A 12,633-nucleotide genomic window follows, 5' to 3' on the forward strand; every position below is an offset into this window, starting at 1 on the left:
GGCCCCGGCCGCGGTACGTACGCGGCCGGGGCCCGCCTCGCCCGCGTTCAGGGTGCGTACGTGTATCCGACGCGCCGCACCGTCTGGATCGACCGGCGGTGCTCGGCGCCCAGCTTGCGGCGCAGCCGCGCGACGTGGACGTCGACGGTGCGCCCGTCGCCCACGTGTCCGTAACCCCAGACCGTGGTCACCAACTGGTCGCGGCTGTGCACCCGGTGGGGGTGGGCCACCAGATGGGCGAGGAGCTCGAACTCCAGGTAGGTGAGGTCGAGCGGGTTCCCGTCCACCGCGGCCGTGCGCCGCACGGGGTCGATGCGCACCGGCCCCGTCCCGGTCTCCTCCGGCACCTCCGTCACCACGAACTGGGCGGCCGCGGCCGCGAGGGCCGGCTGCTGGTCGGCGGGGACGAGCACCAGATAACCGACCATCGGAGGCCGGCCCGGCAGCGCGGGCAGGGTGTGCTGGGGTGCGGGCAGCCAGGTCGCGCCCGGAGTCAGGAAGGCGGAGACGTCGGCCGGCCGGACGACTTCGTCGGGCGCCACGGCTCGCAGCCGGTGCCGGGCGGGGGAGGAGGGACGGGTGGGAGCGGTCGCAGCGGTCGCCGTCGGCGCCGCGGTGGCGGCGGCTGCGGCGGAGAAGGTACGGGTGTTCGCCATGGGGTCAGCTCTTTCGCGCGAGGGAGTCGTCTGCGGACGGACCTGCTTCGTGCGCGCGGACCGGAGACCGGGGTGAGCGGTGTCAGAGGGCCGGCGCGTGCGACACGCGACAACACACCCGGTCGAAGTCGTGATGCTGACGGGAGGGCCAGAACGGCTCGAGGTCGCTGCGACCGGTCGAGGTGTGCTGGATGCTGGCCATGACCCCATTGAACCAGAGAACAGGCCGGGTGAGCAGACCTCTCTCACCCGTCGATACGGGCCCTTCGCGGGGGAGGCCCCGGCCGGGGTGGTGCGCCTGCGGACGCGCCGGAGGGCGCCCACCGGCTGTGCGGCGGGCGCCCCTCGTACGTGAGTCGCGGCGGGATCAGATCTGGCCGGCCTTCTCCAGCGCGGCGCAGCAGGTGTCGGTGATCAGCCGGGTGACGACGTACGGGTCGACGTTGGCGTTCGGGCGGCGGTCCTCGATGTAGCCCTTCCGGTCCTGCTCGACCTGCCACGGGATGCGCACCGAGGCGCCGCGGTTGGAGACGCCGTAGCTGTACTCGTTCCACGGGGCGGTCTCGTGCAGACCCGTCAGCCGGTCGTCGATGCCCGCGCCGTAGTTCTTGACGTGGTCCATCGGCTTCGAGCCCTCGCCCAGCGACTCGCAGGCGGTGATGATCGCGTCGTAACCCTCGCGCATCGCCTTGGTGGAGAAGTTGGTGTGCGCGCCCGCGCCGTTCCAGTCGCCCTTGACCGGCTTCGGGTCGAGGGTCGCGGAGACGTTGAAGTCCTCGGCGGTGCGGTAGAGCAGCCAGCGGGCGATCCACAGCTGGTCGGAGACCTCCAGCGGGGACAACGGGCCCACCTGGAACTCCCACTGGCCGGGCATGACCTCGGCGTTGATGCCGGAGATGCCCAGGCCCGCCTTCAGGCAGTTGTCGAGGTGCTTCTCGACGATGTCGCGGCCGAAGATCTCGTCCGCGCCGACGCCGCAGTAGTAGCCGCCCTGCGCGGCCGGGAAGCCGCCCTCGGGGAAGCCGAGCGGGCGGTGGCCGTCGAAGAAGGTGTACTCCTGCTCGATGCCGAAGATCGGCTCCTGGGCGCCGAACTGCTCGGCGACCGGGCGCAGCGAGGCCCGCGTGTTGGACTCGTGCGGGGTCATGTCGATGTTGAAGACCTCGCACAGGACCAGGACGTCGTCACCGCCGCGGATCGGGTCCGGGCAGGTGAAGACCGGCTTCAGCACCCGGTCGGAGGCGTGGCCCTCGGCCTGGTTGGTGCTCGACCCGTCGAAGCCCCAGATGGGCAGCTCGGCCACGTCGGACGACGGGGAGCCGGGCATGATCTTGGTCTTGGAACGGAGCTTGGCGGTCGGCTCGGTGCCGTCGATCCAGATGTACTCAGCCTTGAACGTCACGGAAGCCCATCCTTTGCGGGTGCTGCGGTCTATGCAGCGCAGCTTCGCAAGGCGCGATTTCCCGACCGTTGCCCTCGTGTGAACCCCGTGTTACCGAGGTTTCCCGCGTGAGACGGGCCCGTCGTGGGGCGGCGCGTGCCGGCCGCGGCCCCGGAGCAGCGACTCGAAGCCCGCGGCACGGATCCGCCGCATCAGTTCCGCCTGGCCGGTGCCCAGCGCCTTGGCCGCCCGGGGAAGCTGCCAGTCGGCGTCGGCGAGCCGTTGCAGCAGGTGCCCGCGCCGGACCTGCGCCTCGGACAGGCGGAACGTCTTCAGATAGGCGACCTGCCCCTTGTGGTCGGTGATCGTCTCGCCGATGTGCTGCCCGCCCCGGTCGCGCAGGAACGGCGGCAGGAACCGCGACAGGGTGAACGACCCCATCCGGTACACCCGGTCGAAGGCGTACGAGGTGTCCAGCAGTTCCCGCGCGAAGAGCGTGTCGTGCGCCTCGCTCCACTCCCGCTCCTGCTCCCGGGCGACGGCCCGCAGGCCGGCGAGCGTTCCCGCCCGCGGCCCGTCGGGGATCCGGGCCCCGAAGCCGGGCACCGGGGCGCCGTAGACGGCGTACTGGTGGATCAGCTCCCCGAACAGGTCCTGGACGAGCGTCGGGTGGAGCAGGCGGTAGTCGCCGGGATGCGGCACCGCGAAGGCGGCGGCGAGCGCGTCGGCCGCGTACACCAGCACCCCGCACTGGCCGGGATGGATCTCGAACGCCCGCAACGCGTCGTCGAGCCCGCGCACCGACCACCCCAGGTACGCGTCCTCGGCGCGCGGCGAGAGCCCGTCGCGCAGCGCCTGGCGCGACCACTCCTCCCAGGCGGTCGACGGCCCGCCGAAGTGCAGCGCGAGATAGCCCTCCATCGCGAGGTGCAGCGGCAGGAAGCGCAACCGGTTCCCGGGCTGCCGCTTGGCGAGGCGGTGGTGGCGGTGGCGCGGCAGCGTGAGCGTCCTGGGCCGGGCGCCCGGCGCGCCGCCCGCGAACTGCGTTCCGTACGCCGCGCTGTGCGCCCCCTCGCCCGCCCAGTCCGCGACGAAGCCGTGCGGGATGTACGAGGTGTAGTGCGTGCGCGGATCCACGTCCACCGTGCCGACCCCGTACCCGGCGTACACCTCCCGGTGCAGCCGGAGCCCCTCGACGGGCTTCTCGCGCACCAGCGGGACCAGCCGGACGCCGCCCCACACCTGCGACGGGCGGGCGGTGAGCCCGGTCAGTTCGAGCCGGGTCACCGTGGTGCTCCCGGCCGGTCGCCGGCCACGAACCGGGCGACCTGCCGGTCCAGGTACGCGTGCAGTTCGGCGGGACCGGTGCGCCCCTCGGAGAACCGCGCGAGCTCCACCAGCGCCGCCAGGTCCTCCGCGTCCCGGATGCCGGCCGTCGGCACGCTCGGCGACAACCGCCGCACGTCGAAACCGTCAGCGTCGTATACAGGGTTCACATGGACCACCGCGGTGCGCCGGTCCGGGTCGAGCCGGGTCCGCCACACCCGCAGCACCTCCCCTGCCAGGCCCGGCGGGGCGTTGTCCCAGCCGTCCGAGACGATGACCAGGCGGTCCGGCCCGTACTCCAGCGCGTCGAGGACCCGGGTGCCGAGCGGCGTCGGCCCCCACGGCCTGACCAGCAGCGCATCCGTGGCGCCGGTGGTCCACAGCGATGTGTACGCCCCGGGGGAGGCGAGAGCCTCCAGCAGGAAGTGGCAGGCCAGCGCCACGGCGAGCGGGCGGCGCCGCTTCTCGCCCGAACCGGAGGAGGAGTAGCTGTCGTCGAGCACGGCGGCGACCCGCCCCCAGCTCCCGGCGTGCGGACCCGCCGCCCGGCGGGCCGCCGTGCGCAGGGCCAGGGTCAGCTCCGCGCGGTGGGTCCGGCGAAGCTCCGTGTCGAACGTCAGGACGTACAGCGCGAGCCGGGTCAGCGGCATCACGGTCAGATCCACGTCCGCCGGAAGCACCGACGCGCCGGCCGTACGGCGCTGCCCCTGGGTGCGCAGCCGCTCCAGCCGGGTCATCCGGGGCGCCATCCGCTCCAGGAAGGCCTCGCGCTTCATGCCGTGCCGGGCGGCGAAGCCCTCGGCGACGGTGAACGGCAGCTCGTCGACGGCGCCCTGCTCGTAGTGGGCGCGGCGCCAGGCGTCGAGCAGCCGGTGCCGGTAGCGCGGCAGCCGCCCAGGCCGGAAGAGGAACGCTCCCAGCTCGGTGTCGCGCGGAGCGCCCGGTGCCTGGCCCGGCACGGCGTCGCCGTCGTCCAGCCGGAGATGGGCGTGACGGACCGCGGTCTTCAGCCCCGCGCGGTACTTCACCGCGTCGTGTGCCGGATCCGGCCGCGCGGCCAGCCAGTCCCGCATGATCGCGCGGGTACGCCGGTTGTTGACCTTGGCCGCGCGCAGCCCCCGGAACAGCCGGTACACCCGCTGCGGCGGCAGCGCCGCCAGCCGGGCGGCGATCAGCCGGCCCTCGGTGCGCCTGTCCTGCGCGGAGGCGTCGCGGGCGTGCTCCAGAAGGCCCCGCACGATGCGGACGGCGTTGTGGTCGTTGATGTCCAGCGCGAGCGTGGCGGCGTACACCCGGCGGTAGTTGACGCGGACGTACGCGTGCAGGAAGTCCAGCGAGAGCTGCTGCCGGCAGGCCGCCGAGTGGAACTCGCGCTGGCCCGTCGCGGTGATCGCCGCGTTGACGAAGAGGAGCACGTCCTCGGCGGCGACCAGGTCGGCCCGGCTCTCGGTCGTCATGATGAATCCCCCGTGGTGTTCCGCGAGGCGGTACGCACGCGCGGAAGACCGGCCGGGGAATGAGGGGGCGAACAGCGAAATATTTGCTTCAGAGGCAAGTCCCGGAAGTCGCCCCGGAGTCCCGCGGCCGGCCCCGTCAACGTAGCCGTCCGCCCCCACGCTCCGCCACCGGATTCGAACGGCCACGAGGCCTCACCAGGCACACTGGCACCATGACGACACCCGAGACACCCCTGCGTATCGGTCTGGCCGGCACGGGCCCCTGGGCCCGCACCACCCACGCCCCCGCCCTGGCCGCCCACCCCGGCGCCGTGCTGAGCGGGGTGTGGGGCCGCCGCGCCGAGGCCGCCGGGGAACTGGCCGCCGCGCACGGTGCCACCGCGTACAGCGGGGACGCGGGGCTCGACGAGCTGTTCGCCGCGAGCGACGCCGTCGCGTTCGCCCTGCCGCCCGACGTACAGGCCCCGCTGGCCGCCCGTGCCGCGGCGGCGGGCTGCCACCTGCTGATGGACAAGCCGGTCGCCACGACCGTCGCCGCGGCCCGCGAGGTGGCCGAGGCGGCCGAGCAGGCCCGGGTCGCCTCCATCGTCTTCTGCACGCTGCGCTTCGCGCCGCGGACCTCCGCCTGGCTCGCCGAACAGGCCGCGGTGGGCGGCTGGTTCACCGCCCGCGCCGAGTGGATCGGCGCCCTGTGGGCCCCCGGCGCGGACAGTGAGTACGCCGCGTCCCCCTGGCGCCGCGAGCGGGGCGGCCTCTGGGACGTCGGCCCGCACGCGCTCTCGGTCCTGATCCCGCTCCTGGGCGATGTCACCCGGCTGACCGCGGCCCGCGGCCCCTCCGACGCCCACCACCTGGTCCTGCGTCACACCTCCGGCGCCTCCAGCACGGTGACGCTCGCCCTGGGGGCGCCGGTGGCCGCGGCAGGGGCGGAGGTGGTGCTCAAGGGCGAGCACGGCGTCGCCGCGCTGCCCCGGTGGGACGGGGCGGTCGAGGCGTTCGCGGCAGCGGTGGACGCGCTGATCGCCTCGGTGCACACGGGGGAGGCGCACCCCTGCGACGTACGGTTCGGGCTCCGGCTGACGGAACTGCTCGCGGAGGCCGAGGCGCAGGCGGCGGAGTAGAGGCGGCCCCGCGGGCGGGCGGGGCGGGAGCAGCCGGCAGGGCCGGTGATCCGGCGCGGTCGGGTCCGGTCGGGGCGGCGTACGGGCAGTCGGCGGGCCCGGTGGTCCGGTCGGGGCGGCATCCGGTCAGTCGGCGGGCCCGGCGGTCCCGTTCGTCCCCGCCGGGGCACCGGCCGCCCCGGGTTCCGGCGAGAGCGCGGCGAGGAAACCGTGCAGGAACCGCCGGACGGCGGCGGCCTCGCCCTCGTCGAACTCCCGCAGCAGCGCCACGGCACTCCCGATCGCCGGCCCGAACGCCGCCCACCCCAGCTCCACCGCCCGCGGGGTCACATGCAGCAGCACCCGCCGCCGGTCGCGCTCGTCGCGGGTGCGCGTCAGATGCCCCAGCCGCTCCAGCCGGTCGATGAGCGACGTCGTGCCGGCCGAATTGAGCCCGAGTTCCGAGCCGAGCCCACCGGCGGTGACATCGGTCCCGCTCCGCTGTGCGTCGAGCAGGCAGATCAGCGCCCGTACATCGGTGGGATGCATGCCGTGCCGCGCGGCGAACTCCGCCTGGCGCAGGCCGAACGCGACCGTGACCTTGCGCAGCAGATGGACGGTCTCCAGCTCGGGCCCCTGCTCGCTCATCTCCGACTCCTCGCCCTATTATCTCGCTGAGCGAGATAATAGTCAGGCGTACGGACTCCAGGGAGCGGCCCATGACATCCACCCCGCCCGTGACCGGCAGCGCGGCCTTCCTCGCCGCCTACGACGAGGTCGTCGCGGCCATGTGGCCGGCCGGAACCACCCCGACGGAGGTCCCCACCCCCTACGGCACCACCCACCTCAACAGCTACGGCCCCGAGGACGCCCCGCCCCTGCTCCTGCTGCCCGGCGGCGGTGCGACGTCCACCGTCTGGTACGCCCAAGCCGCCGACCTGGGCCGCACCCACCGCGTCCACGCCGTCGACCTCGTGGGTGAGCCGGGCCGCAGCGTGGTGGGGGAACGGCCGATCCGCACCGCCGGTGATCTGTACGGCTGGCTCGACGCGCTGCTGGACGGCCTGGGCGCCGGGCCGGCCGCGCTCTGCGGCCATTCGTACGGCGGCTGGATCGCCCTGCACTACGCCCTGCACGCGCCCCACCGCGTCCGGAAGCTCATCCTCCTCGACCCGACCGGCTGTTTCGCCGGCTTCCGCCCCGGCTACCTGCTGCACGCGCTGCCGATGCTGCTCCGCCCGAGCGCCGCACGGACGCGCGCCTTCCTGGAGTGGGAGACGGGCGGCGCCCCGCTGGACCCGGACTGGGTACGGCTGCGCGAGGCGGCCTCGGGCTTCCCCGCGGCCCGCCCGGTCACCGGCCCCCGCCCGTCGCCCGAGGCCCTGCGGGGCCTCGGCGTACCGGCCCTGGTCCTCCTCGCCGGGCAGGGGCGGGCCCATGACGCGACCCGGGTGGCCGCCACCGCCGAGCGCCTGCTGCCACGGGCGAAGGCGGCCGTGCTGCCCGGCGTCTCCCACCACGCGCTGCCCCTGTACGGCCCGGCGGTCCCCGAACTCAACCGCCTGATCGGGCGGTTCCTCGACGATCCGGGTCGATGAAGGCCCGGCGAAGACCTGTGGCGAGGCACTGTCCGGCAGGGGCTGCCCGGTCCGGTGGCTCGGGGCCGGACAGCCGCCGGGGCGCTCAGCGCCCCATCGCGTCCCGGACCGCCTCGTCCGTGCGGGCGACCACGGCCGTGCCGTCCTGCGCGGTGATGATCGGCCGCTGGATCAGCTTCGGGTGCGCGGCCAGCGCGGTGATCCAGCGCTCCCGCGCATCCGTGTCGCGCGGCCACTCCTTCAGTCCCAGCTCCTTCGCGTCCGCCTCCTGCGTCCGCGTGATGTCCCACGGCTCCAGCCCCAGCCGGTCGAGCACGGCCCGGATCTCGTCCGGCGACGGCACGTCCTCCAGGTAGCGGCGGACGGTGTAGTCGGCCCCCTCCGCGTCGAGCAGGCTCAACGCGCTCCGGCACTTGGAACAGGCGGGATTGATCCAGATCTCCATGGGGCCAAAGGTACGCGATGGACCCGCGAAAGTGCCTCTGGCCAGGGGTGATTGTCAGTGGGGGGCAGTAAAATAGAGGGAGTTCGTGAGGGTTCCACCACCGCGCCAGGAGGTTGCCAATGGCCGTAGCCGCAGTCACGACCAAGCCGCTCCACACACCCCTGAAGAAGAAGCCGCTCCCCGCCGGCCGCCCCCGTGAGTGGTACGTGTCCCACAATCGCCGGCTGAAGGCGATGCGCCTGGCGATAGCCCTGCTCGACACCGGCGTGTACTACCCGTCGAGCGCGAGCAACGCCCGCATACGCACGACCGCCGAGCGCCTCGCCATCCACCCGCCGTCCGACACCACCTGCCGCATGGTCCGCGCACTCATCCGCTACGGCCGCTGACCGACCGCCCGCCCGTCGAGGAACGCGCCCCCGGAAGGCCGGGGGCGCGTTCGCGTCAGAACCCGCCGCAGGTGGCGGTGGCGAAGGAGCCGGAGGCCCTGGCGGTGCGGCGCGTGCCGTCGTCCACCGTCACCGAACAGGCCACGTCACCACCCGACTTCCCGAGTCCGACGACGAACGACCCACCGCCCATGAACCCCTTGGTGTCCGACTCACCGGCCCACGGCAGCCTCCGCAGGGTCAGCCGCGCGGTCGACAGTTCCCCGCCCTTCCACGTGCTGTAGGTGAGCGTCACCTCCTCGGCGGCGCCCGTGACCTCGTACCGGACGTGCACGGTCCGCGCGCGCTCGGTCGAGACCTCACGGGCCAGCACCGCGGAGACCGCACCGGCGCCGAGGGCGAGCAGCACGAGGACCAGCAGCAGCACCCACGGCCACAGCCGCCGCCGCGGGGGCGGGGGCGGCGGGACCGGTGCGCCGGGGGCGGCCTGCTCGCTCATCCCCCCAGCCTCGGTGGTCCGTGCCCCGCACGCGACCCCACCGCTGCGGCCCCCTCACCCGTCCGGGCTACGCAGCGTGCGGCCCGGGCCCCCCGCCGCCTTGACTTGAGGCGACGGACGAGTGCTGGGAGGCACGATGACGAGGCGAGGCGTACGGGGAGCGAGCGCGCTCCTGGTGGCGGCGACCGTGGCGTTCACGGCATCGGCGTGCTCGGACGACGGGGGCAGCGCGTCCGGCACGGTGTCGAAGGCGGCGTCGGCGGCTTCCTCCGTCGCCTCCGAGGGAGCCGACGCCGTCGCGTCCGCGACGGCTGCCGCCGGGGACAAGCTGAACGGCTTCAAGGACGGGGTGAACGCGGGCGGCGACGTCAAGGCGGGCGCGCCCGCCGCGGGCGACGACGGCCACGTCACCTCGAAGATCACCGTGAAGAACGGCACCGGGTCGACGCAGTCCTACGCCGTGCTGGTCAACTTCGAGGACCCGAGCGGCAATCTGCTCGACGCGGTCGTGGTGACGGTCGACGACGTGGCGTCCGGGAAGAGCGAGGACGCCACGGCCCGCAGCAATCGCAAGCTCGACGGCGAAGTCAGGGCCGAGGTGGGCAAGGCGCTGCGGCACTGACGCGAGCGAGGCGGCCACGGATCACCCGGCTTCCCCGGGCGACGACCTCCACGGCATCGACGACCTGACCTGCGCCCGCGCCGCCGACGGCCTCTTCCGGGGCATCTGGACGGCCGTCCGGTCCACGCGACCGGGCCCGTCCGCGATTCCGGGCCACCGCGCGCGCCATGATCGGCACACCGAACCGTCTGAGCGCACCGCGAACCGGCGGCTCAGGCCCGACGCACGGCAGAACACCATGAGGATCCAGACGCACGGGAGAACACCATGAGGATCCAGACGCACGGGAGAACACCATGAGGATCCACCTGACCAGCGTGTTCGTCGACGACCAGGCCAAGGCCCTGCGCTTCTACACGGAGGTGCTGGGCTTCGTGAAGAAGGCCGAGGTCCCGGTGGGCCGGGATCTGTGGCTGACGGTGGCCTCGCCGGAGGACCCCGAGGGAACCGAACTCCTGCTGGAGCCCGACGGCCATCCCGCGGTGAAGCCGTACAAGGCGGCGCTGGCCAAGGACGGCATCCCGGCCGCCTCCTTCGCCGTGGACGACGTCCCCGCCGAGTTCGCCCGGCTGCGGGCGCTCGGGGTCCGCTTCACCCAGGAGCCGTTGGACGTGGGCCCGGTGACCGTCGCGGTCCTGGACGACACCTGCGGCAACCTGATCCAGATCGTGCACAGCGCGTGATCCTGGCCCGCGCGCAGGGGCCGGCGCCCCGGACGGGCCGTGTGGGCTCGCGGAGCCCGGACGGAGCGAACGAGGGCCGCCACCCCGGCCATGGGGTAGCGGCCCTCGCGTGACGCTTCCGGCTTCACCTCGGTGCATCGGCCGGGCGCCCCGCAGACGCGGGCCCGGCCGGCTGCCTAGAGGTCGAAGTAGAGCTCGAACTCGTGCGGGTGCGGGCGCAGCTGGATCGGGGCGATCTCGTTCGTCCGCTTGAAGTCGATCCACGTCTCGATGAGGTCGGACGTGAAGACGCCGCCTGCCAGGAGGTACTCGTGGTCCGCCTCGAGGGCGTCGAGCACGGCCGGGAGCGAGGTCGGGACCTGCTGGACGTTGGCGTGCTCCTCGGGAGCCAGCTCGTACAGGTCCTTGTCGATCGGCTCCGCCGGCTCGATCTTGTTCTTGATGCCGTCCAGGCCGGCCATCAGGAGGGCCGAGAAGGCGAGGTACGGGTTGGACGACGGGTCCGGGGCGCGGAACTCGACGCGCTTGGCCTTCGGGTTGGAGCCCGTGATCGGGATGCGCATCGCGGCGGAGCGGTTGCGCTGCGAGTACACCATGTTGACCGGGGCCTCGAAGCCGGGAACCAGGCGGTGGTAGGAGTTCACCGTCGGGTTGGTGAAGGCCAGCAGCGACGGGGCGTGCTTCAGGATGCCGCCGATGTAGTAGCGCGCCATGTCCGAGAGGCCCGCGTAGCCCTGCTCGTCGTAGAACAGCGGGTCGCCGCCGGCCCACAGGGACTGGTGGACGTGCATGCCCGAGCCGTTGTCACCGAAGATCGGCTTCGGCATGAAGGTCGCGGTCTTGCCGTTGCGCCAGGCGACGTTCTTCACGATGTACTTGAAGAGCATCAGGTCGTCGGCCGCGGCGAGCAGCGTGTTGAACTTGTAGTTGATCTCGGCCTGGCCGGCGGTGCCGACCTCGTGGTGCTGGCGCTCGACCTGGAGGCCGTTCTTGTCCAGCTCCAGGGAGATCTCGGCACGCAGGTCGGCGAAGTGGTCGACCGGCGGGATCGGGAAGTAGCCGCCCTTGTAGCGGACCTTGTAGCCGCGGTTGTTCTCCTCCGACCCGGTGTTCCAGGCGCCGGCCTCGGAGTCGATGTGGTAGAAGGACTCGTTCGCCGAGGTCTGGAAGCGGACGTTGTCGAACACGTAGAACTCGGCCTCGGGGCCGAAGTACGCGGTGTCGGCGATGCCGGTGGAGGCGAGGTACGCCTCGGCCTTCTTGGCCACGTTGCGCGGGTCACGGCTGTACTGCTCGCCGGTGATCGGGTCGTGGATGAAGAAGTTGATGTTGACGGTCTTGTCGCGGCGGAACGGGTCGACACGGGCCGTCGACAGGTCCGCGCGCAGCGCCATGTCGGACTCGTGGATGGCCTGGAAGCCGCGGATCGAGGAGCCGTCGAAGGCGAGCTCCTCGGCCGGGTCGAAGACCGCCGCCGGGATGGTGAAGTGCTGCATCACACCGGGCAGGTCACAGAACCGGACGTCGATGAACTTGACGTCTTCGTCGGCGATGTACTTCTTCACGTCGTCGGCGTTCTGGAACATCCAACTCCTCCTACTCCCGGCCCGGGAGGGACGGGGTTGCAGCTCGTGGTGTGGCCAGTGCGGTGGCACACGCTGGACCCGACCATAGGCAGACGGGATTTCTCAAGCATGACCCATTTGTTTCGCCGAAGTTAACCGGGCCGGGTGTGAGCGCTACCCCACGGGTGCCGCGACGGCCGGTTCCCGCCGGGTTGCGGACCGGTTTCGGTGCGGTGTCCCGCCCACGCGCGGCCCCCGCCCGGCGGGGGCCGCGCGTGGGCGCAGTACCGTGGTCGGGTGGACAACAGGCAAGCAATCGGATCGTGGCTCTCCGGGCCGCGCGCGGCCGCCGAGGAGATGGGCGCCGACTTCGGGTACCGGGGCAAGCGGCTCGGGCTTCCCGAGCAGGGGCCGGGGTCCGTGGCGCCCCTCGGGAGGCGCTTCGGCGCGGTCTTCATCGACTGGGCCCTGTGCATGCTGATCGCATACGGGCTGATCGCTCGCGGTGACCAGCAGGCGACGGGCAACTGGGCGCTCGGCGTCTTCTTCGTGCTGAGCGTGCTCACCGTCGGGACCATCGGCTGCACGCCGGGCAAGCGCCTGCTGGGCCTCAGGGTCGTCGCCGAGGACGGCGGGCGCCTGGGGCTCGGGCGGGTGCTGGTGCGCAGCGTGCTGCTGTGTCTGGTGATCCCGGCCCTGGTCTGGGACCGCGACGGCCGTGGGCTGCACGACCGGCTGGCCCGCGCCGTCCAGGTCCGTATCTGAGGACGTTCGAGTCCGTGTCCGAGGACGTCCGGGCACGTGTCCGGGGGAACGGGCACGAACGGCACGGGTCCGGGGGAACGGGGAACGGGCACGAACGGCACGGAAATGAGGGCGGGGGGGGCACCCCGGGGTGGCGCCCGAAGGGGA

General features: G+C 73.0%; 14 protein-coding genes. 6 read left to right on the forward strand and 8 right to left on the reverse strand.

Annotated features, from left to right (window positions below; translation table 11 throughout):
- Nucleotides 1-47: 47 nt before the first annotated feature.
- From ABZ454_RS30630 to ABZ454_RS30645, 4 genes are all read right to left on the reverse strand, one after another.
- Entirely contained in the window at nucleotides 48-656 is a 609-nt protein-coding gene (locus tag ABZ454_RS30630) for a winged helix-turn-helix domain-containing protein (RefSeq protein ID WP_356325304.1), read from the reverse strand.
- Between the two features lie 367 nt (nucleotides 657-1,023).
- Nucleotides 1,024-2,058 (reverse strand): glutamine synthetase, encoded by a 1,035-nt coding sequence (gene glnII / locus ABZ454_RS30635; RefSeq protein WP_356325306.1) that lies wholly within the window; start codon nucleotides 2,056-2,058, stop codon nucleotides 1,024-1,026.
- Nucleotides 2,059-2,148: 90 nt separating this feature from the next.
- On the reverse strand, nucleotides 2,149-3,324 hold the full coding sequence (locus ABZ454_RS30640; RefSeq protein ID WP_359542771.1) for a hypothetical protein: 1,176 nt from the start codon (nucleotides 3,322-3,324) through the stop codon (nucleotides 2,149-2,151).
- Nucleotides 3,321-4,820, reverse strand: a complete 1,500-nt coding sequence (locus ABZ454_RS30645) for a hypothetical protein (RefSeq protein WP_359542774.1) — start codon at nucleotides 4,818-4,820, stop codon at nucleotides 3,321-3,323. The genes ABZ454_RS30640 and ABZ454_RS30645 overlap by 4 nt, the downstream gene beginning before the upstream one ends.
- A 212-nt stretch (nucleotides 4,821-5,032) precedes the next feature.
- Here ABZ454_RS30645 and ABZ454_RS30650 point away from each other — a divergent pair, with 212 nt between their 5' ends.
- On the forward strand, nucleotides 5,033-5,941 hold the full coding sequence (locus tag ABZ454_RS30650; RefSeq protein ID WP_356325312.1) for a Gfo/Idh/MocA family oxidoreductase: 909 nt from the start codon (nucleotides 5,033-5,035) through the stop codon (nucleotides 5,939-5,941).
- A gap of 126 nt (nucleotides 5,942-6,067) precedes the next feature.
- On the opposite strand, the gene ABZ454_RS30655 is transcribed toward ABZ454_RS30650, so the two are convergent.
- On the reverse strand, nucleotides 6,068-6,568 hold the full coding sequence (locus ABZ454_RS30655) for a MarR family winged helix-turn-helix transcriptional regulator (protein ID WP_359542777.1): 501 nt from the start codon (nucleotides 6,566-6,568) through the stop codon (nucleotides 6,068-6,070).
- Between the two features lie 71 nt (nucleotides 6,569-6,639).
- Here ABZ454_RS30655 and ABZ454_RS30660 point away from each other — a divergent pair, with 71 nt between their 5' ends.
- Complete coding sequence (locus ABZ454_RS30660; RefSeq protein WP_359542779.1) at nucleotides 6,640-7,518, forward strand: alpha/beta fold hydrolase; 879 nt, start codon at nucleotides 6,640-6,642, stop codon at nucleotides 7,516-7,518.
- An 85-nt stretch (nucleotides 7,519-7,603) separates the two neighbouring features.
- On the opposite strand, the gene ABZ454_RS30665 is transcribed toward ABZ454_RS30660, so the two are convergent.
- A complete protein-coding gene (locus ABZ454_RS30665) occupies nucleotides 7,604-7,963 on the reverse strand; it encodes an arsenate reductase family protein (RefSeq protein ID WP_356325318.1) in 360 nt (119 codons plus the stop codon).
- 119 nt (nucleotides 7,964-8,082) lie between these two features.
- On the opposite strand from ABZ454_RS30665, the gene ABZ454_RS30670 reads away from it, so the two are divergent.
- Entirely contained in the window at nucleotides 8,083-8,352 is a 270-nt protein-coding gene (locus ABZ454_RS30670; RefSeq protein WP_356325320.1) for a hypothetical protein, read from the forward strand.
- A 55-nt stretch (nucleotides 8,353-8,407) separates the two neighbouring features.
- Here the strand turns inward: ABZ454_RS30670 and ABZ454_RS30675 are convergent, their stop codons facing one another.
- A complete protein-coding gene (locus tag ABZ454_RS30675) occupies nucleotides 8,408-8,851 on the reverse strand; it encodes a hypothetical protein (RefSeq protein ID WP_356325322.1) in 444 nt (147 codons plus the stop codon).
- A gap of 136 nt (nucleotides 8,852-8,987) precedes the next feature.
- On the opposite strand from ABZ454_RS30675, the gene ABZ454_RS30680 reads away from it, so the two are divergent.
- Together ABZ454_RS30680 and ABZ454_RS30685 are read left to right on the forward strand one after the other, a co-directional pair.
- A complete protein-coding gene (locus tag ABZ454_RS30680; protein ID WP_359542782.1) occupies nucleotides 8,988-9,473 on the forward strand; it encodes a hypothetical protein in 486 nt (161 codons plus the stop codon).
- Between the two features lie 296 nt (nucleotides 9,474-9,769).
- Nucleotides 9,770-10,156, forward strand: a complete 387-nt coding sequence (locus ABZ454_RS30685) for a VOC family protein (RefSeq protein WP_356325325.1) — start codon at nucleotides 9,770-9,772, stop codon at nucleotides 10,154-10,156.
- Between the two features lie 176 nt (nucleotides 10,157-10,332).
- Here the strand turns inward: ABZ454_RS30685 and glnA are convergent, their stop codons facing one another.
- Nucleotides 10,333-11,742 (reverse strand): type I glutamate--ammonia ligase, encoded by a 1,410-nt coding sequence (glnA, locus tag ABZ454_RS30690; RefSeq protein ID WP_356325327.1) that lies wholly within the window; start codon nucleotides 11,740-11,742, stop codon nucleotides 10,333-10,335.
- Nucleotides 11,743-12,018: 276 nt separating this feature from the next.
- Between glnA and ABZ454_RS30695 the strand changes: the two genes are divergently transcribed.
- Nucleotides 12,019-12,486: an RDD family protein gene (locus ABZ454_RS30695; RefSeq protein WP_356325330.1), complete on the forward strand. Its 468-nt coding sequence runs from the start codon at nucleotides 12,019-12,021 to the stop codon at nucleotides 12,484-12,486.
- The last annotated feature ends 147 nt before the right edge of the window (nucleotides 12,487-12,633 follow it).

This window comes from Streptomyces sp. NPDC005803 (genome assembly GCF_040630435.1).
GTDB lineage: Bacteria > Actinomycetota > Actinomycetes > Streptomycetales > Streptomycetaceae > Streptomyces.

Excerpts from the sequence above, each read along its gene's own strand:
- ABZ454_RS30630 (WP_356325304.1), bottom strand. The coding sequence starts at position 656 with ATGGCGAACACCCGTACCTTCTCCGCCGCAGCCGCCGCCACCGCGGCG.
- ABZ454_RS30645 (WP_359542774.1), bottom strand. The coding sequence starts at position 4,820 with ATGACGACCGAGAGCCGGGCCGACCTGGTCGCCGCCGAGGACGTGCTC.
- ABZ454_RS30650 (WP_356325312.1), top strand. The coding sequence starts at position 5,033 with ATGACGACACCCGAGACACCCCTGCGTATCGGTCTGGCCGGCACGGGC.
- ABZ454_RS30655 (WP_359542777.1), bottom strand. The coding sequence starts at position 6,568 with ATGAGCGAGCAGGGGCCCGAGCTGGAGACCGTCCATCTGCTGCGCAAG.
- ABZ454_RS30660 (WP_359542779.1), top strand. The coding sequence starts at position 6,640 with ATGACATCCACCCCGCCCGTGACCGGCAGCGCGGCCTTCCTCGCCGCC.
- ABZ454_RS30665 (WP_356325318.1), bottom strand. The coding sequence starts at position 7,963 with ATGGAGATCTGGATCAATCCCGCCTGTTCCAAGTGCCGGAGCGCGTTG.
- ABZ454_RS30670 (WP_356325320.1), top strand. The coding sequence starts at position 8,083 with ATGGCCGTAGCCGCAGTCACGACCAAGCCGCTCCACACACCCCTGAAG.
- ABZ454_RS30675 (WP_356325322.1), bottom strand. The coding sequence starts at position 8,851 with ATGAGCGAGCAGGCCGCCCCCGGCGCACCGGTCCCGCCGCCCCCGCCC.
- ABZ454_RS30680 (WP_359542782.1), top strand. The coding sequence starts at position 8,988 with ATGACGAGGCGAGGCGTACGGGGAGCGAGCGCGCTCCTGGTGGCGGCG.
- ABZ454_RS30685 (WP_356325325.1), top strand. The coding sequence starts at position 9,770 with ATGAGGATCCACCTGACCAGCGTGTTCGTCGACGACCAGGCCAAGGCC.
- glnA (WP_356325327.1), bottom strand. The coding sequence starts at position 11,742 with ATGTTCCAGAACGCCGACGACGTGAAGAAGTACATCGCCGACGAAGAC.